The organism is Longimonas halophila, assembly GCF_002554705.1.
Taxonomy (GTDB): Bacteria; Bacteroidota; Rhodothermia; order Rhodothermales; family Salinibacteraceae; genus Longimonas; species Longimonas halophila.
The window spans coordinates 352939-372095 of record NZ_PDEP01000001.1; the positions used below are offsets into that span (position 1 = coordinate 352939).

The 19157-nt window shown below is 59.6% G+C and carries 11 protein-coding genes; all 11 read left to right on the top strand.

The window, feature by feature from the left end:
- Positions 1–27: 27 nt before the first annotated feature.
- Positions 28–1101 (top strand): lysylphosphatidylglycerol synthase transmembrane domain-containing protein, encoded by a 1074-nt coding sequence (locus CRI93_RS01420; RefSeq protein ID WP_176521607.1) that lies wholly within the window; start codon positions 28–30, stop codon positions 1099–1101.
- 189 nt (positions 1102–1290) lie between these two features.
- A complete protein-coding gene (locus CRI93_RS01425) occupies positions 1291–4179 on the top strand; it encodes a SusC/RagA family TonB-linked outer membrane protein (protein WP_176521608.1) in 2889 nt (962 codons plus the stop codon).
- An 89-nt stretch (positions 4180–4268) separates the two neighbouring features.
- A complete protein-coding gene (locus CRI93_RS01430) occupies positions 4269–5789 on the top strand; it encodes a RagB/SusD family nutrient uptake outer membrane protein (protein ID WP_098060813.1) in 1521 nt (506 codons plus the stop codon).
- Positions 5790–6011: 222 nt separating this feature from the next.
- Positions 6012–6611, top strand: a complete 600-nt coding sequence (locus CRI93_RS01435; RefSeq protein ID WP_098060814.1) for a peptidoglycan DD-metalloendopeptidase family protein — start codon at positions 6012–6014, stop codon at positions 6609–6611.
- Positions 6612–6736: 125 nt separating this feature from the next.
- Positions 6737–7066, top strand: coding sequence for a Smr/MutS family protein (locus CRI93_RS01440; RefSeq protein ID WP_098060815.1), 330 nt, complete (start codon positions 6737–6739; stop codon positions 7064–7066).
- 165 nt (positions 7067–7231) lie between these two features.
- A complete protein-coding gene (locus tag CRI93_RS01445; protein ID WP_098060816.1) occupies positions 7232–9055 on the top strand; it encodes a hypothetical protein in 1824 nt (607 codons plus the stop codon).
- Positions 9056–9162: 107 nt separating this feature from the next.
- Positions 9163–9963, top strand: coding sequence for a squalene/phytoene synthase family protein (locus tag CRI93_RS01450; RefSeq protein WP_098060817.1), 801 nt, complete (start codon positions 9163–9165; stop codon positions 9961–9963).
- 210 nt (positions 9964–10173) lie between these two features.
- A complete protein-coding gene (locus CRI93_RS01455; RefSeq protein WP_098060818.1) occupies positions 10174–10797 on the top strand; it encodes a BrxA family protein in 624 nt (207 codons plus the stop codon).
- 80 nt (positions 10798–10877) lie between these two features.
- On the top strand, positions 10878–11510 hold the full coding sequence (locus CRI93_RS01460; RefSeq protein ID WP_098060819.1) for a BREX protein BrxB domain-containing protein: 633 nt from the start codon (positions 10878–10880) through the stop codon (positions 11508–11510).
- 75 nt (positions 11511–11585) lie between these two features.
- Positions 11586–15206, top strand: a complete 3621-nt coding sequence (gene brxC, locus CRI93_RS01465) for a BREX system P-loop protein BrxC (RefSeq protein ID WP_098060820.1) — start codon at positions 11586–11588, stop codon at positions 15204–15206.
- A gap of 65 nt (positions 15207–15271) precedes the next feature.
- The gene (pglX, locus tag CRI93_RS01470; protein WP_098060821.1) at positions 15272–19078 is read left to right on the top strand and encodes a BREX-1 system adenine-specific DNA-methyltransferase PglX; all 3807 of its coding nucleotides are present in this window, start codon (positions 15272–15274) and stop codon (positions 19076–19078) included.
- The last annotated feature ends 79 nt before the right edge of the window (positions 19079–19157 follow it).

Sequence of the window (19157 nt, forward strand, 5' to 3'; positions counted from 1 at the left end):
GCTCCTTGCATCCTTCCTGTGTTGCCCATGAACGCACAACGCATCCGCACGTGGCTCTTCAATGGCGGCAGTCTGGCGTTAGCTGCTGCGCTGTTGTACCTGGCGTTTCGTGGGATTCCGATGCAGGAGCTTGCTACCGCCTTTCAAGAGGCGAACTACTGGTGGCTCATCCCGCTTGTGGTGCTGGTCATCTTGAGCAACGTGATGCGCGTGATTCGGTGGCAACTGCTATTGCAGACCTTGCCCGACCGCGCCTATCGCGAGGGGGCTACGCCGGGGCCTGTTGGATTCATGACCGCATTTGCCTCCACCATGATCGGCTACATGGCCAACTACATTGCCCCCCGTGCCGGGGAGTTTGCGCGCACCGGGCACCTCGCGCTCAAACAGCAGCTTCGTTTCAGCAGCGTGCTGGGCACGGTCGTCGTAGAGCGCATCCTGGATACGGCGGTGCTGCTGCTGGCACTGGGCAGCGGGCTCTGGTACGTGCGCGATCGACTGGGCACGCTGGCTGAGGAGGCCGCGTTTCGGGTGCCCCCGTGGACAGAAGACGTAGCCTTCTGGAGCGCAGTTGTTGTTGGCATTGCCGCGCTTGGGGCAATGCTGGGCGCATGGTTTTTTCCGCATGTGGCGCGCAGACTGCGGGCGTGGTACCGGCTGGTGGTGCGTCCGGTGCTGCGCCACTTTTGGGACGGGCTCGACACCGTGCGTACCACTGCACATCCGTGGGCAGTGATTGCCACCACCGTGGGCATGTGGGGCGGCTACCTGCTCATGGCGTACATCCCGTTCCGGATGCTGCATATTGCCGTACCCTACGGCATTGGGCTGGCAGACGCGTGGGCGCTCATGGCCATTGGGGCGCTGGGGCTGCTCGTGCCTGCTCCGGGCGGACTCGGATCGTTTCACTACATTACAATTGTGGCGCTGGCCACGCTGTACCAGATGCCCGAGGCCCCTGCGGCGTCGTACGCGGTGCTCACACATGCGTCGCAACTCATATTCTACACCGGAGCCGGGGCGCTCTGTCTGGCATTTTATGGCACCGGACTCCGCGAACTGCGCGAGGCGTCTGCTCAAGCGGCAGAGGCTGCTGAGTAGCAAGAACCAACACGTGTGGTGTGACACATAACGTCTATTATTGTGAAGAAACAACTAACAAATAATATGTAAGCGCTTCCTATTCATAGAAAGCAGATGCAGCGGTTGCGTGTTATCGATCTGTTACACAGATTTCGAGGTGTATTTGCGTATTCACGCATTGCTTTCTATGACTTAGACCCTCGCGCTATGAACTCGTATTGGTATCTGATCGGTCTGCTGGCGCTGCTCTGCAGCGTGGTAGGAACCGAAGCTCAGGCCCAGAGCGGAACGGGCACCCTCGTCGGAGAAGTGGTTTCCAGCAGCGGAGATGTGCTGCCGGGCGTCAACGTACTCATCCCTGCCGAAAACCAGGGCGCAGCCACCGATGCGGAGGGCCGATACCGAATTGAGGGACTCTCTCCAGGGTCCTACGAGGTGCAAGCGCAGTTTGTCGGGTTTCGGACAGAAACCACCACCGTCACCATCGAAGCCGGGCAAGAAACCGTTCAGGACTTCACGATGCGCGAAGACCTCGTACAGATGGACGAGGTCGTGGTAACCGGGCTGGGCCAGAGCGTAGAGCGGCGCAAGCTCTCTGCGGATGTCGGCGTGATTTCGGCGAATGACATCGAAGAAGCGCCAGTCTCCTCAATCGACCAGCTGCTACAAGGCCGCGTACCGGGCTCCTCGATTCGGGCACAGTCGGCCCAGCCGGGGCAGGGTGCGCTCATCAACTTCCGGGGCATTACCAGCGTATTTGGCAGCCAAACGCCTGTCATCTACATTGATGGTGTGCGTGTGGACAACAATTCGGGCACCAGCCTCAGCTTCGGCGGCGAATCGACCTCGGCGCTCTCCGACCTGCTCACGAACGACATTGAGCGCATCGAGATCACCAAAGGCGGTGCCGCCAGCACGCTCTACGGATCCGACGCCGCTAACGGCGTCATCCAGATCTTTACGCGGCGTGGCCAGGAAGGGGAACCGCGCGTCACGTTCCGGACGGAGCAGGGTGCGGATTTCCCGGTCACGAAGTTCTTTCGCGACACCGGATTCTCGTTTGCCAGTGCGGTCGAAGATCCTGATAGCCCCGACTTTGGGCGCGATAGCTTCATTGCCGATGAGATTCTGGACACCGGTTACACGCAGAACTACTACGTCGGCGTATCAGGTGGAAGCGAATCCGTCACATACAATGTGAGCGGGCGCGCGCAGAATGGGACGGGTGTGCAGCCGAACAACGAGAACACGCTCTACGCGCTGCGTGGCAATGTGCAGACTGAGGTAGCCAGTGACTTAAATGTCAGTTTTTCGGGTGCCTACACGCGCTCAAACTTCTCGCGAGTGAATAACGGCACGGCTATCGCCGATCCACTTACAGCCTTCGAAGTGGGCGATGCAAAGTTCTTCTCGGGCCAGGGCACGCTCGACGAAGCGCTGGAGCTGTTCCTGCTGCCCACAATTAAAGAAGGCGTAGACCGCTTTACGCTTTCGGCGTCGGGCACGTATGCGCCCTCGGACCTCTTTAGTTCGAAGCTGACGGCGGGCATCGACAGCCGCGTGAATGAGCAGCGCCGCCGCAACCCGTCGGCTGCTGACCCGCTAACTGGAAATGAGGATGGTTTGCTTACACGCTTCGACCGTAACTACAAATCGGTCACGCTCGAATATGTAGGCACAGTAAGCTACCCCCGTGAGGGGCGCATTATCTCTGACTTTACGTTCGGTGTGCAGGGTTTCCGGGAAGATATCAGTACTATTCTCGGAGAGGGCGAGACGCTCATTCCTGGTTCAGAAAACTTCGGCGAAGCGGGAAGTGTCATCGCACAAGAAACGCAAAGTGAGATCTTCAACGGCGGGGTGTTCGTCCGCGAGCAGATCGGCATTGATGACCGTGTATTCATCAACGCGGGCCTGCGACTCGACGGCAATAGCTCCTTCGGGGCCAATATTGGCCTGCAAGCGTATCCGAGTTTGGGCGTAGCCTACACGATCTCTGATGAGCCCTTCTGGGGAGACATGTTTGGGTCAGTCATCACCGAACTGAAGTTGCGCACTGCTTATGGCGAAACGGGTAAGTTTCCCGAGCCGTTTGCACGCGACTTCTCGTTTCAATCCACAGCCTTCCGAGGTAACGCTGCGCCGCGATTTTTCAACCCGGGCAACGAAGATCTAAGCCCGGAGCGTACGGCTACGCTCGAAGGGGGATTCGAAGGCGCGTTCTTCGATGATCGCTTTGCCTTGAACCTGACGGTGTATGCCTCACGAACCAGCGCTGCTCTTTTCGACGTTCCCGAGCCGCCTACCAGTGGGCTGGGCACACAGCTTCGGAATATCGGCGAGATCCAAAACCGCGGCATCGAGATTGATACCGATGCCACAATCCTCGCCCGCGATAACGTGCGGTGGGCACTCGGCGCTTCGTACGGCTACGTGAAGAACGAAATCACTGACATGGGCGGCGTGCCCGACTTCAACCTGAGTACCACCGTAAGTGCGCAGCAGCGCATCAGCGAGGGGGAGCCTGTCGGCGCCTGGCGCGCCGCTACGCCCTTCGATAGCAACGGCGACGGTCTGCCCGATGCATCGGAGCGGCGCTTCACCGGTTCTACGCCGTACCCGAACCACACTGGCGCATTCACATCGCGCCTCACCATCAACGAAAACATCAGCATCTTTGCGCTGGCCGACTGGGCTACCGGGGCCGAAGTCTTTGATTGGGGGAGCCACTGGGCCCAGTTCAACGGCCTCGTACGGGCCGAGCGCACCACACAGTACGACGAAGACGGCAACGAACTTGGGCTCTTTAGCACCGAAGAAGACGGCGTCTCGCTGCTGCAAAACGGCGATTACCTGAAGATCCGCGAGGTCTCAGTTAGCTACCGCCTGCCCGACGCGTTCCTCGAACCGCTTAGGCTGTCTTCAGCCTCCGTGTCGCTGGCTGGGCGTAATCTGTTCACGTTTTCACGCCAGGATTTGGTGGATCCGGAGCTGGCTGGCATTACGAGCGGTGGTGGCCTGCAACTGGGTGGAGCCCAGAGCATCACGCTCTCGCCTCCCCGCCAGGTGCGACTAAGCCTCGAAGTGACGCTCTAATCGCGTGCGGTTTCGTCTGATGTGCGCCGGGTCTACGGCGGCCCGGCGCATTGGTGCTCTCTTGCTTATGCAATCCCCTCGTACTGCTTATGTTGACCTCGAACCACTCACTCGCATCCCTGGCTCTGATTATGCTCCTTGTAGGGTTTGGCCTGACCGCTGCCGGATGCGATTTCCTTGACCCGACCGAAGTCGAAAACCCACAGGCCACCGAAGACGACCTCGAAGGCACGCCCGAACTGGTGCGCGTCTTCCTGCCCGGGCTTGAAGCCCAGTTCGCCCGTGCCTTGGGTAGCACCGTCGTGACCATCGAAATTGCCTCCGACAACTACTCCATCAATGGCACCGGGCTGGGCGGCACCGCGATGGACTTCCCCGAGCGCATTACGCCCACTACTTTTGTCATCAACAACCGCAACGCTGACACCGGCAGCTACTGGAACCTGCAAGAGCTGCGGGCACTGGCCGACTATGTGCTCGAAGAGGTACGTCCAACAGATGAAGACGCCACTGACGCCGACATTGCTGCGGTTCATTATTACCGAGGTATGGCTTTGCTAATGCAGGCAGAAAATTATTCTGCCGTACCGCTTGTTGAGGAGGCTACTCCAAGTCCTTCGGGTACGCTTTATGAAGAAGCCGAAGCCGATTTCCAAGAGGCCCTTGCTCTAAGTAGCAGCGGCGTGTTCGCGCTTCGCGTCGAAGCTGCCCTCGCACGCCTTTATCGGGGACAAGGCAACGCTTCTGAGGCTGCTGCACGCGCTCGGGTGGTGCTCAACAGCGATCCGGCGTTCCTCTTTGCCCAGAGCTTCGACGATCAGAATCTGGTGAATGCGCCGCACACGTACCTGGTTACACGTGCGCTAAAAGAGATGCAGCCGCTCCCGCGCCTCGACTTCTTGGATCCGAAGTATACCACAAGAGGCGATGGCATTGTGGTAGCCAAAGCGGAAGAGATGCATCTGATCTTGGCCGAAGCCGCACTCGTTCAGGGAAGCCCCGAAACGGCCCGCAACCACCTGCGCGACGTGCTCACACTCATCGAAGAAAACGAAAACCGCGAGCTGACCATCTTTGAGGATGAGGATCCTCGCTTTGATAATAATCTGAATCCACGCCCTCGGACGTCCGACATCAAGATTGCGTTTGAGCCTGGTGCACCATTTGTAGAGGGCCTCGTGCTTGATCGCCCTGGCACCGTCGAAACGCCGTCCGTGTCGGCAACCTCGATCACTGAAGACGATATCGACGCAGCCAGTGGCGATGAACTGGTGCGCCTGCTCTATCAGATGCGCCAGGAGGTGCTTTTTCTGGAGGGCCGTCGCCTGCACGACCTGGGTCTGCGCCTGCCTATGATGCTGCCCGAGCTGGAGCAGAACTCGAATATTTCGCGGGGTGACCTGGGTACGGAAACCATCATCCCATCCTACATCCCGCCCGCCAACGAGATGGATCTCTACACGCCTGTCGAGATCTACGAGGAGCAGGAAGATGAAGACGGAAATACGATCTTTGTCACCATCGAGGACGAGATCACGATGCTGCACGACATGAACCGCATTCTGGCCGAGGAGCGCGGCCTCGTCATGCAGAACCCGCGCCTGCCGTGATGAACCCCGGTGCGGCCTCATCGCTCAACCTTCAGCGCCCGTTTCTATCACCGAAGCGGGCGCTTTTTTGTGACGCAGTCATCCCGAGCGTAGCCGAGGGATCTCTTTTTTTCTTGGATAGATACGCAGGAGCGGCGTCCTCCCCTACGCATCCCCCTACCCCCGCTGTGCGTAGCCAAAAGCACATGCTGCGTCGTTCCGTGATAGTTGCTGCACGTGCCTATGCTACGTCGCACCCCCGACACGCTGCACCCCGTCATCTACTTCCCAGAGGAGACCCCGTCGCCTGTCGTGGACCTCACCGAAACGTACGACCGTGAGCAACTGCGGGCCATGACGTGGGCCATTGGACGCTACAACGAGGTGCGCACGCAGGCCATGTACAGCACTCCGCAATACGATGCCGCGCGCCGCGTGCACATGGGCATCGACATCTGGGCGCCCGCGGGCACACCGGTACATGCCTGTGCCAAGGGTGTGATTGCCGACTGCGCGTATCACGACGAGCCCGGCAACTACGGCGGCACGGTCATCACCCGCCACGACACCCTGGCCGATGCACCGCTCTGGATCTTGCACGGTCACCTTGCGCGCCAGAGTGCAATGCAGCACACGCCCGGTGATGCGATTGACGCAGGCGCAATCATCGGCGCGCTTGGCGATGCGCATGAAAACGGCGGGTGGGTGCCGCACCTGCATATCCAACTGGCATGGCACGCCCCCAAGCAGGCCGACTACCCCGGTGTGGTGCGCCTTGATGAGCGCGCCGCGGCGGTACAGCGCTACCCCGATCCACGCTGGGTGCTGGGCCCGGTGTACTGACGGAAAAAACTCCGCATCCTCCCGAAATTACCCGGCTTCGGGAAAACCTTCCTGAAATCTGCACGTTTACGAAACCAACTTTCTTCACGTAACCTCACGCCTGCTTTCGGCAACGCAATGCACCCATGATTCAATTGGATGACGACGGAACCACAGTAACCCTTGATCTGCACGGGCTTACCGTTGACGAGGCCCTGGCCGTCACGCGGCGCACCCTCGATCTGGCCGAAGCGCGCGGTCGGGTTACGCTGAAAGTGATTCATGGGCATTCGACCTCGGGCACACCGGGGCAGCGGACCATCAAAACCGCGCTGTATAATGCGCTCGAACAAGGGTTTTTGCAGCGTTACCAGTCGAATCATCACCGGCAACAGGGGGCGCTCATTCTGTCGCTGGGCGTGGCGCAGACGAATACCGCCGAGCGGATTCGTTCTACTGAGGTCTGGCCGCCCTGAGGCGGACCGCTTTTTGCAGTAGTGTACCATGCCTTACGGCTGTCCGCTGATCGATTCTCTTACACAAAACGTCTGTTTGCACAGAATAGCATTGCAGTCGTGCGTTCCCGTTTGTTACGTTGTAAGTGGCGCACGGTCTTTCCATGTAGTTTAGCCAGTCGTCCTATGTTTGCTCGATTTCGCACGTCACACCGGTCTGATTCGTCCATCTCACATCGCCAGCGCTGGGGGAGCGTGCTTGTCGTGCTGTTTTTGGTTGGGCTGGTGGGCATGGGGCAGTGGACGGCCCTGGGGCATCAGGTGTTGAGTCGCGTACCGCTGTTGCGCAGCGTAACCGCCGCGCCCGACACGACCACGCAGGTCATGAATCCAGCCGCCTTCACCGTGGGGAACCATCCCAATCACCCCGATGCGCGCTACCCGTCGTACCTGCTACCCAGCGTGTTCGCGGGCGAGCAGGAGAGCACCCTGAGTGAGTTCCATCGCATTCTGGATCTGTACACGAAGCGTCAGGGCGTTGACGATAACTTTACCATCCGCGTGTTCGACAGCGAGACGTATGAGGTGCTTGGCGTGTACAGCGTAGATCACCTGCGCGAGCAGTGGCAGGCGGGTGCGGAGATGGACTGGGCACAGGTCGATAGCGAACGCCGCCGCCTCACACGCCGCATGGTCGACTACCATGAGGACCAGGGCCACCCGCGTGAGGACATTGCCGTGCGGTGGGGACGCGCCAATCAGTTGCAGGAAGCGTACGAGCGCGACCGTCCGTTTGCTGAATACGAGATCCGCCTTGCGCAGTATCTCGACATGAGCCTGCTGCCGACTATGCTGGGCGTGGTGGAAACCTTCAACCAGGACGACCTGGTGTCCACCGCAGGCGCACGCAGCCGCTACCAGATGATGCCGTATGTCTTAGAGCGCTTTGGGGTGAACACGTATGCCCTGCGTACCGAGAACGGCCCCACGGTGCAGGTGCGCGAGGAGCAGCACCCGCTCATGGCCATGGAACCGGCCTTCACGCTCATGCGAGGCTACATCAACGCGGTCGGGCACGAGCTGCCGGGTCTTTCGGCGTACCACACGGGGCCGCGCAACATCTTTCATGTCTACCGTACGTTTCTGATGAACGAAAGCCGCAGCCTTACGCGCTCCACCAGTGTGGTGGATGCGTTTGTCTGGGGCCTCACCGATGGGTTCGACGCCGTGAGCGAGGAATCGACCTTCAAAACGCGATCGCGTGGCTACATTCCCGCCGTCATGGGCGCCATGCGTGCGTATAACCCCAACATCATCGACCCGTCACAGACCCAGCGAGCTGCACGTGTCGAACTGGCGGCTGGCACACGCACCACGCTCGCCGACCTGCTGGGGGCGCTGGCCGACGAACGTCTAAACTGGGGCCCTAACACGTACTCGATGTCGATGTACGAGCGGTTTCGGCACCTGAATCCGCACATCGATCTGCCCGCTGCCGACGGTGATGGCATCCCGCAGGGCGGCAACATCGTGCTTACCTCCGCTTCCGGGGGCGATCCGGTGCGCTTCTTCGTCCCGTTGGGCGGGCCCGAACTGCTTGAAACCAGCCGTCGCGTTCAGTTGGATGCAGAAGCTACGTTCATCTTCGATGAGAACACCTACACGCGCCCCCGCAACGGCACCCGCACCGCAGCCGATGAGGCCTACGCTCAACTCGTTGATCGTATCGGACAGTTTGGGTTTACCGATCAAAACCGCGAGCAACTGATTACCCTTCGTGACCGGTTTCGGACGCTGGCAGAAGAGAATCCGTCGCACTACCGAACGATGCAGCTGCGTATCATCGAGACGCACTGGCGCGTGTGGGGCGCGTCGTACTGGCACGAGATGGAGCGGACAGCCACCGCCGCTACGGAGCTCACGCGAATTACGCCACAGGCGCTGCATCCATTCGATATTGAAGATCGACCGCCCACGACGCTTCCAGCAGGCCCAGCCCCTGAGAACTGAGCTGTGCCAGGACACGAGCCGAGGTTGTCGCATATTGCATAAAACGTGCGCCGTATACGGTTGTAGAGACCACACACCGTTTCTCTACTAACCTGCATGCACGCCTTATGCCTACCACGCCGTATGCGCGGCCTTACGAAACCGGCTGGTCATCGCCCCAGCGTCCGGCAGCCCAGGCATTTTGGAACTGGCACGACGCGCTGGCTGCAGCGCCCGAGTTTCCCGACGCGCAGATTCAGGCAGCGTACGAGCAGGCACAAGCTGGGGAGCCGCTTCGAATGGTCCCGCACGAGGTGAGCACCGCCGCGTACGACGCCTGCGCCCGTCACAACCTGAACCGCGACTACCTGGCGGCACAGGTACGCGCCCTTCCCCAGCACCAGCCGCCGGTCCGATTCGACACCGGCGCTGATCTGGAGCGCTTCGTAGACCGCTGGGTCGTATCGCATGGACGCCTGCTGGCGGGGCTGGTGCCAGGCATGAAGCGGCTCAAGCGCGCAACCGATCATCTGAGCCGCGGCTTCTTCTACACAGCGACCGTAGTCCATCTCCCCGCGCACCTGGAGGCGAACCGCCTCTACCTGCCGCACGACGACCTGCGCCACGAAGACCTGTCGCTGCATGCGCTCCGCCAGGGCACGGCTACCGAGCCGGCGCGCAAGGTGCTGTGGAAGCAGATGATCCGCGCCCGCGATGCCTTAGCCCGAGGCCACACCGCCCTCACCCGACTGACGTGGCGGGCCAAGTGGCGCCTCAAGTTCTGGTGGATTGGTGCGCTGGAGCTACTCAACGAGGTGGAGCGCCGCGACTTCGACGTGTGGAGTGCGCCCATCACCCTCAACCGCTGGCGCACCGCCCAGGTGTATCTGCAAACATACATCGGACGCGCAACGGCCCGGATGTCGTGACGTGTTCTGGGGAGTCTTCCGAGGTGGCCCGGACACACATTGTCCGGCGCTCTGAAGGGGCTGTTTACAGATCGGCACCCACGGGATATACCAGGTGTAGAGAGAATCCCGATCAAACTGGTATGTGAATTTAGCGGATGCCAGAATCCTGCAAGGTCAGCCGTGTAAAAGTACTTCCTATCGTACCTCCTACGAGCGTATCGCTGTGCCATGCCGTATCGTACGACGTTTGCCGCTGGAACGCTTCTCCACGACGAGGTGCGTTGCGTACTCCGCGCGGCAGGATCAGATGGGTCGCTTGACGACGTGTCGCCCGAGGTGCTGGATATCAACTCGGCAGCCGGGCGCGAACGGCGCTTTCTGGAAGTGAAACGTCGGCTCCAGAACGTAGAGCAGCGCATCTGGGCCGACCTGCTTACGCTGTCTCCGGCCGAGCAGCGTGTTGTGCTCTACTACGTGTGCATGAAGACCTACGCATTGGTGCGCGACATCCACATGAATGCAGTGCTTCCGGCGTGGCGGTCCATCGCGCAATCGCTTGGCGCCGTTGACATCCAGCGCGTGTTGGATACGCAAGCCGACAACCATCCGGAAATCGACGACTGGAGCCCCGAGACGCACGACAAAATTCAGCAAGTTGTGCGGCGCATGTTGAGCGACGTGGGGCTGCTTCAGGGGGGGCAGCTTCAGCGCATCCGACTTCCGTACGCGTTCTGGGCACGGTTCGCCCGTGTGGGAGATGTCTGGTTTCTGGAGGCGATGTTGTTAAATAAAGAGGAGCGTGCTGCTGCGATCAACGCTGCGCGGATGTCGGGGAACGCTTCCGTCGGCTAAGCGCCTGAACAGCACGATCGCTACAACCCCATACGAAATCGCACCACCCGGTCTGTTTTCTGTCTCGCTCGATATCTTACATGCTTGACGAGCTCTTCCGCTTCTTGAAAGACGAGGACTTCCAAAACCCTGCGTCGGGACACATGAACTTCCCGGCATATCTGTACGCCTACCCGGCAGAAAACGAGTACGCCTTTCGAGAGGCGCTCCCCCGGCTCAAGGAGCAACTGGCGCGCCCGCCCGTGCATCAGGTGCCCTACATCCTCAATGTGTTCGATCATTTTGTTGAGGCTCTCCGCACAACAACCTACGGCGACACGCCCTACCTGGACACGATTCTGGAGCATGAGCAAGACACGCCCAAGCGAACCCGTCGCCTGATTAACCAAGTGCTCGGCAGCGAAAGCGGGTTCTATGCGTCGATTCACGAAGCGATGCGTGCGCACCAGAAGAAGGCCACCGGCAAGGAAAAACGAACGTATGCATTCGTGCATGGGTGGGGAAGTATCCATCCGTACTTGACCGCGCACCAGTTTATGGGATGTATGGAGCCACTCGTAAATGACTACAAGCTGATTCTTTTCTATCCGGGCACCTACCACAACGACCGCCTTCAATTTCTGGGGCGTGTAGACGGGCGCGGGCCATACCGGGCGCAATCCCTCAACGCACAGATCGAATCGGATGTATCACGGGCGACAATGACCACGTAGCTTCATACGCCCCCGGCTGTATAACGCGCTGCTTCCCGCATCCCTCTTTTCTTCTGCACCAGCATACCACTGTCTATGCCTACTCCGCTTCATACGCTGTACGAGCGCGATATTGAGCGCAATGTCGAATCGGTCGCGGTTGTGGATAACCGGGATGAAAAGCTCATCGAGCAAGAGATCGATGAGTACTTCTTCACCGATCCGCTGCTGAGTCATGTGACGACATTTCTGGAGACGCTCACCGGCGCGCCCACGCAAACAACGGGGTTCTGGATCAACGGCTTCTACGGTTCGGGAAAGTCGCACTTCCTGAAGTTTCTGTACTACCTCATGGCCCCGGCCCACCAACAGGCCGCGTTTGATCACTTCATCGGGAGCATCCGCGATTACGAGGGCGATCCCTTCGATCAGCCCATTCGGGATGCAGAGGCCGTGCAGTTGCGGAAAGCGACCGAGGCGCTCGACATTGCGCCGATCATGTTCAACATCAGCGCATTTGCGCAGCAAGACGAGACCAACACGCACACGGTTACGCAGACGTTCTACAACCGCTTCAACCAGTTTCGGGGCTACCATAAGTCCGATCTCCGCATTGCCCGCTTCGAGCAGCAGCTCGATGAACGCGGCAAGCTGGAGGCGTTCAAGCAAGCTTATGCCGATCAGAAAGGGGAAGACTGGGAGGCAAGTGCGCTCATGGCGGTCGACTTTCACCTTTCGGATGTCATTGAGGCGGTGAAAACCGTCTCTGATCTCGACCCGGCCTCCACCCGCAAGGCGCTGGAGCGAGAGGTCACGCCCTCTACCGATGCGTTTATCGACGAACTCAATCGGTTCTTGAGCGACAAGCCCGACAATTACCGGCTCGTGTTTCTCGTCGATGAAGTCAGCCAGTTCATGGCGGGCAATGAGAACATGCTTGTGGATCTGCAGACGATTGTGGAATCCATCGGGAGCCGGTGTGGCAACAAAGTATGGGTGGCGGGTACCGCACAGCAGGAACTCAAGGAACTGCTCGATACAGCCGATGTCGATGACATCAAGGACGCGTTCGGAAAGATCATTGCGCGCTTTACGCCGCTTCCGCTGGAGGCGCAGCAGGCCGACCGCATCGCCAAAAAGCGCATCCTCGAAAAGAATGACGATAGCGAACGCACCCTAAAAAACTTCTACGCCGAAAACGAGCGGGTGCTGCGCAACCAGTTTGCACGCGACAACGACGTGTATCGGGGCATCAACACCAAAGAGGAGTTTGTCGAAAGCTATCCGTTTGTCCCGTATCAGTTTACGCTCATTGAGAACATCATCTACTCGTTCGTGCAAGAGGATTTCCTCATGCCGGGGGTGAGCGGGACCGAGCGGTCGCTCATTGGCATCACGCACGAAACAGCCAAAAACTGTAAGGACGAAGCGCTCGGGTACATCGTCCCGCTTGATGCCTTCTATAACAAGCAGATTCGCGACAGCCTGAAGCACTATGCGCGCAAGCTCATCACCGACGCGCTCGACCTTCCAGACGTGCAGGCGCATCCGTTCTGGCAGCGCGTGGTGAAGGCGCTGTTTCTGCTCTCGCACCTGGTCGAGTCGAAGCAGATCAACTTCCCGGCCACGGTCGAAAACATCTCGTTTGTGCTGATGGATGAGGTCGATCAGGACAAGGCGAGGCTGCAGCGCTCGGTGCAAGAGGCACTCGACTATCTGGTGAATCAGAACGTGGTGAGCAAGTCGGATGGGCAGTACCGCTTCCTGCAGGAAGAGGAGATGCAGATCAAGAAGCGCATCGACAACACGAAGGTGCGCCCTGGCAGTCAGCTCGACTTCCTGGAGAAGAACGTCGTAACGCCAGGACTGCAGTGGGAGCGCACTGCTCAGCTCGATGGGGCCAAGATCAAACTCAAGCGCAAAGTCGATGGCAAAGAAATCGGCTCCAGCGGCACGATTCCGGTTCAGGTGCTCATCACCAATAACCGCGATCCGAACCAGCTCGCCTTCGACCGGGGGCGCAATAACCTGGTGCTCTGCGTAAGTGAGGCGTTTGGGCCGGAGCAGCAGGCCACGCTGCGCGAGGTCATTAAGGTGGATCTCTTCAAGCAGGCCAACTACGACAGCGCCTCGGGCAAGCGCCGCAAGGCCATCGATACCTTCGCCAAGCAGAGCAAGGCGAAGCTCAAGGCGCTGCAGAACTGGTTTGAGGAGGCGCTGCTCTCGTGCACCTACATCTCCGCGCAGCAGGTGCAGCAGGCATCCGACCATACCGGCAGCACCGCCGAGGCACGCTACAACGACATCTTGGACGCGCACCTGCGTCGCATCTACAAGAAACGCGACATGGCTTACGGCTATGCCGACAGCCGCCGGGCACTGAAAAAGAAAGTGGCCGAGCCGGGCGATCTCAACGACTCGCTGACGACGCCCGAGCAGGAGGTGCACAGCCACCTGATGCGGCAGGCTATCCCGAACGTGCGCGACGTGATCAATCACTTTTCGGGCGTACCCTACGGATGGCAAGACACCGAAACGTTGCATCTGCTTCTAAACCTGCGCAAGAAGAACAAGTGGCGCTTTAAGTGGAACAGCGAAGAGATCAACACAGACACGTTTGCCGAGCAGGCCGTGAACCGAAGCGAGCAGGCGTCTATCACGCTGCACGAGCAAGAGTCGATCGACCCGGCGCTGCTCCACAACGTGCACGAGGCCATCAACCGCACGATCTTCAACAAGGCGCTGATTCCACAAGAAACCGATCCGCGAGCGCTCAACCAGGCCATCGAGTCGCAACTTACGGAGCAGCGGCAGACGTACGACCAGCTCGCAACCGAGTATCGCGATGCGCCCTTCGCGCACCACTTTGCGGCCATTCGCGACGCGTTCGACGACGTGCTCGATGTGCGCGGCACGGAAGCGCGCTTCCAGCAGATCATCCAGCAGGCCGATGCGCTTGGCGAGCAGCTCGACACCGCCGTGCAGCTGGAGCAGTTCGTGAAGACCAATGGCGAACCCTACATGGAAATGCGCGCCTTCGTATCCCGCAAAAAAGGGGAGTTCGAGGCGCTGCAGGAGAGCGACCGCGCCTACGCCGAGAAGCTCGTTCACCACGTAGAGCAGAACGACCGCCCCGACACCGACTTCCGCACGATGAAGCAGTTCTACGAATCGGTGCAAGAGGCGCTTAGCAAGCAGATCGACACGCTGCGCAACGAGGTGCAGTCGACCTACGCCGAGGCGCTCGATGCCCTTGAATCCTACCGCGACGAGCATGATGTGGACAACATCCTGCCCGAGCGCGAGCAGGTGCTGCAAGCAATCGAGCAGTACGATAGCGTGCAGCAACTCGAACTGGAGAAACGCTCCGTAAGCGACTTCCAGACCCGCTACCGCACACAGATCCGGCAGGCTGCCGAAGAGCGGCGCGCCCGGCAGCAACGCGCCAAACAGCAGCAGGACGCCCAGCAACGCGCCGACAGTGCAGACAGCGACGCGACAGATGATGCACCTGCAGGCGATGAACCCGCGCCCGACCTCGAACCTGCGCCCAACGAAGGGCCTGCTCCGCGCCAGACCGTCACGTTCTCGGTGGCCGACGCCGTGGGGACGCCCGATCTCGAAAACGAGGACGATGTCGACGCTTTCGTGCAATCGCTTCGTGACAAGCTCATGCAAGAGGTGAGCGACGACACCGTCATCATGATCGTGCGGTAGTCAGGCGCATCCCGCACGTGCCGCCATCTTCAACCCCTTCTCACGCATCCACCCCCCATCGCTCTATGGACACCTCTGCTCTCAAACCGTTCGCCCAGCGCATGCGCACCACGCTTATGGACGGCGTGGCCAACCGCCTTCGGTACTGGGGCTTTGCCGACGGGGCCGAGCCTACGCACACCGTAGAGCCCATTGAGGGCGGCTACCTCTTCCGCAACACCCCCGGCAACGACCCCACCGTGCCCAAAAAGTGGCGGGCGCTCAAAAAAGCGGTGCGCAACCACGGGGTAGACGCGGTGCAAGAGGCCGCTGCCGCCACCTGGTTCAACCGGCTGATGGCCCTGCGCATCCTGGAGATGAACAGCTACGAAAGCACGGTGCTCGGCTACGCCCCCGACACCCAAGAGCCGCGCCTGCTCTACAACGCGCGCCAGGGCATCGTGCCCTACGGCACCGACCGCCAGAAAAAGCAGGTAGAAGCCGCTCTGCAAGAACCCGACGACAACGCTGCCTTCCGCACCCTGCTGCTGGCCTACTACGCCGAGCACACCCTGCTCAACGATGTGTTTGGCCGCGTGAGCGACTACACCGAACTGCTGCTGCCCGCCAACCTGCTCGACCAGGACGGCCCCATCGACCAGCTTGTAACCACCGAGGCCATTGCCGACGACGACTACGCGCAGGTCGAGCTCATCGGATGGCTCTACCAGTTCTACATCTCGGAGAAAAAAGACGCCGTCTACGACAAAAGCGGCAAGTTCGAACCCGAAGACATCCCCGCCGCCACGCAGATCTTTACCCCCAACTGGATTGTGCGCTACCTGGTGGAAAACACCATCGGGAAACAATGGCTGCAGGCCGAGCCCGATAGCCCCCTTCGCGATGATATGGCATATCTGGTTCAGGGGGATACGCAGGCCGCGCCCAGCAGCAATGGCGCCAGCAGCCCCCAGAGCGAGATGTTCACAACCAAAGCATCGGACGCACCCCCAAAATCCAAAATCCAAAATCTACAATCGCTCCAGCTATTCGACCCGGCGGCAGGCAGCGGACACATCCTGGTGGAGGGGTTTGACCTGCTCATGGCCATGTACCGCGAGCGCGGCTATACCGATCGCCAGGCGGTGGCGCACATCTTGACCGAGAATCTGAAGGGCCTCGATATTGACCGCCGCGCCGCGCAACTGGCCCGCTTTGCGCTGCTCATGAAAGCCGCCGAGTACGACCCGCGCGTGCTACAGCGCGACGTGCGCCCGCAGGTTTACCCCATGCCCGAACCGCGCTCGTTCTCGGATCCGGACCTGCGCACTTACTTCGACGATGCGGTGTTTGAGGCCCACGGCGAGAGCATTAAGAATGCGCTCACCCTGCTGGCCGAGCACGGACAAAACGTAGGCTCCGCGCTCCAATTCGATCTCCCCGACGAGGCCCGCACCGCCATTGCCCAGGAAGTTGCTCACTGGGATACCAAGACCGATGGCGAAGCCATCACCAAGCTGACGGATCAGGAACTGGTGCATGAGCTAAACGCCTACCTGAAGCCCATCCTGCTGATGACCGGCACCTACCCGGCGGTGGCCACGAACCCGCCGTATGCCAGCAGCCGCAATATCAATAAGCCGCTCAAGAACTATCTGAAGGAGCACTACCCGCGTGCAAAGAAAGATCTGTTTGCGACATTCATGCAGGTGCTGCCAGACCGTACGGTGCCGGGGGGGCGCTTTGCGTTCATTACGCCGCCCTCGTGGATGTTCTTAAGCTCGTACGAGGACCTGCGCACGCACTACATTGACGATTACTTCTTTGACAGCCTGCTGCATCTCAGCCGGGGCATCTTCGGGGCAGACTTTGGTTCGGTGGCGACGGCGGTGCAGAAAGCCGGACAGCAGGGCCGCACGGGCACGTACTTCCGACTCATTGAGCGCACCTTCCAAGAGTTCCACGCGCGTCATCTCCACGACCTGTTCCGCCGCGTGATGGACAACCCGGACTTTCGCTACGACTTTTCGACGTACAATAAGGACGGCTCGATTCCTGAAACCTCCGATCCTGACGGCCAGCAACTCTATTACCCCGACGTCGATCAGCGGGACTTTGAGAAGATTCCGGGGGCGCCGATTGCATATTGGGTGCCTGCCCAAATAGTATCGGTTTTTGAAGAATCTGAGCGTGTTGGAAGTGTCTATGATGTTGTGCATGGTATGACGACAGGAAAGAATAGGCAATTTCTGCGCGCTTGGCATGAGCCATCACGTAGTAACATAGTTCTTAACAGCTCCTCACTGAAAGAATTTGAAAGTAGTGGATCAAAATGGGCACCCTACGACAAGGGAGGTGAGTTTAGAAAATGGTATGGCAACTGGAGATTTGTCGCAGCTTATGATTCTGATTCTCGTAAGTCAATGAAAAGCCTTTCAGGCCACAGGCACGATGGTGCCGATTACTTCTTTTATCGGAGCCTTACTTGGTCAGATATATCATCAGGAAACTTTGGAGTTAGGTTTTCACCTGAAGGATCACTGTTTGACGCGACAGGCCATTCAATATTCGAGAACAAGAAGAGCTTGTGGGTTCTACTTGCATTTTTGAACTCCCCAGTTGTTGAATATATTCTTCACGCAATGAATCCGACAATGCACTACCAAGTCGGAAATATTAGAAGTTTGCCAGTCAAGGAAGCAGGCTCTGAAGACAGAGAGCATATCGAAACACTTGCAACAGATTGTATCTCGAAATCTAAACATGACTGGGACTCCCGCGAAACCTCCTGGGACTTCACCCAGCACCCGCTCATCCAGCAGAACGCGCCTACGCTCCGCGCCGCCTACACCGCCTGGCAGGAGCAGGCTACCGACGACTTCCTGCAGCTTCACGCCAACGAAGAAGAACTGAACGAGATATTTATCGACCTCTACGGGCTGCAGGACGAACTGAGTCCCCGCGTCGCCCTCGATGACATCACCATCCTGGACGACGAACTCGATTGGGACGCCGTAGACGCGCTGGATGCCGAGCGCGACCGCCTGACCGACAATGAACTGCGCGCCCGCTTCCTCGAAGACGACCCCGATGAGGCGCTCTTCAAGATGGAAGTGCCCATCCGGCAGCTCCTCAGCTACAGCATCGGCGTCATGCTGGGCCGCTACCGCCTGGGGCACGACGGATTGCACATCGCCCACCCCAACCCGTCTGGCGACGAAGTCGCCCCGTACGAGGTGCCCACACCGCTCTGCGGGTCCGAACCCGAGGGCACGACCCGGTTCGAGATCGACGACGACGGCATCGTCCCGCTTATGGGCCCCGACAGCCCCTTCAGCGACGACGCCACCTACCGCATGCGCGAGATTTTGCGTCTCCTCTGGGGCGAAGACGAAGAAACCCACAGCATGAACGTCATCAACCGGGCGCTCTCCATCGGGCGCAGCCGCGGGCTGAAGCGCGACTACGAGAAAACGATGGACGAGTGGCTGGTGAACGACTTCTACGACGACTACCACAAGAAGCAGTACAGCGTCCCGTACTACGGCAAAAAGCCCATCTACTGGCTGTTTCAGAGTCCGAAAGGGCACTTTCAGGTGCTGGCCTACATGCACCGCATGACCAAATTCACCGCTCAGGAAGTGCGGCGGCAGTACCTGCACACGTATCAGGACCACCTGGGCAGCGCCATCGACGCGCTGGAGGCGATCCCCGAAAGCGAGCGCACCGCCGCCGACGTGAAGCAGCTCGACCGCCTCCACGAAAAAGCCGCCGACGCCACCGCCTACGACGAGATCCTGAAAGACGTGGCCAACCAGCAGATCGAGATCGACCTTGACGACGGCGTGCAGCATAACTACCCCAAGTTCGGCAAGGCCCTGGCCGACCTGTAGCGCCCGCGTAACGCAAAAGAAAAGACCTGACAGGTTTTGGAAACCTGTCAGGTCTACACCAGCATTGACAGCGACAAAA

Excerpts from the sequence above, each read along its gene's own strand:
- CRI93_RS01420 (WP_176521607.1), top strand. The coding sequence starts at position 28 with ATGAACGCACAACGCATCCGCACGTGGCTCTTCAATGGCGGCAGTCTG.
- CRI93_RS01425 (WP_176521608.1), top strand. The coding sequence starts at position 1,291 with ATGAACTCGTATTGGTATCTGATCGGTCTGCTGGCGCTGCTCTGCAGC.
- CRI93_RS01430 (WP_098060813.1), top strand. The coding sequence starts at position 4,269 with ATGTTGACCTCGAACCACTCACTCGCATCCCTGGCTCTGATTATGCTC.
- CRI93_RS01435 (WP_098060814.1), top strand. The coding sequence starts at position 6,012 with ATGCTACGTCGCACCCCCGACACGCTGCACCCCGTCATCTACTTCCCA.
- CRI93_RS01440 (WP_098060815.1), top strand. The coding sequence starts at position 6,737 with ATGATTCAATTGGATGACGACGGAACCACAGTAACCCTTGATCTGCAC.
- CRI93_RS01445 (WP_098060816.1), top strand. The coding sequence starts at position 7,232 with ATGTTTGCTCGATTTCGCACGTCACACCGGTCTGATTCGTCCATCTCA.
- CRI93_RS01450 (WP_098060817.1), top strand. The coding sequence starts at position 9,163 with ATGCCTACCACGCCGTATGCGCGGCCTTACGAAACCGGCTGGTCATCG.
- CRI93_RS01455 (WP_098060818.1), top strand. The coding sequence starts at position 10,174 with ATGCCGTATCGTACGACGTTTGCCGCTGGAACGCTTCTCCACGACGAG.
- CRI93_RS01460 (WP_098060819.1), top strand. The coding sequence starts at position 10,878 with ATGCTTGACGAGCTCTTCCGCTTCTTGAAAGACGAGGACTTCCAAAAC.
- brxC (WP_098060820.1), top strand. The coding sequence starts at position 11,586 with ATGCCTACTCCGCTTCATACGCTGTACGAGCGCGATATTGAGCGCAAT.
- pglX (WP_098060821.1), top strand. The coding sequence starts at position 15,272 with ATGGACACCTCTGCTCTCAAACCGTTCGCCCAGCGCATGCGCACCACG.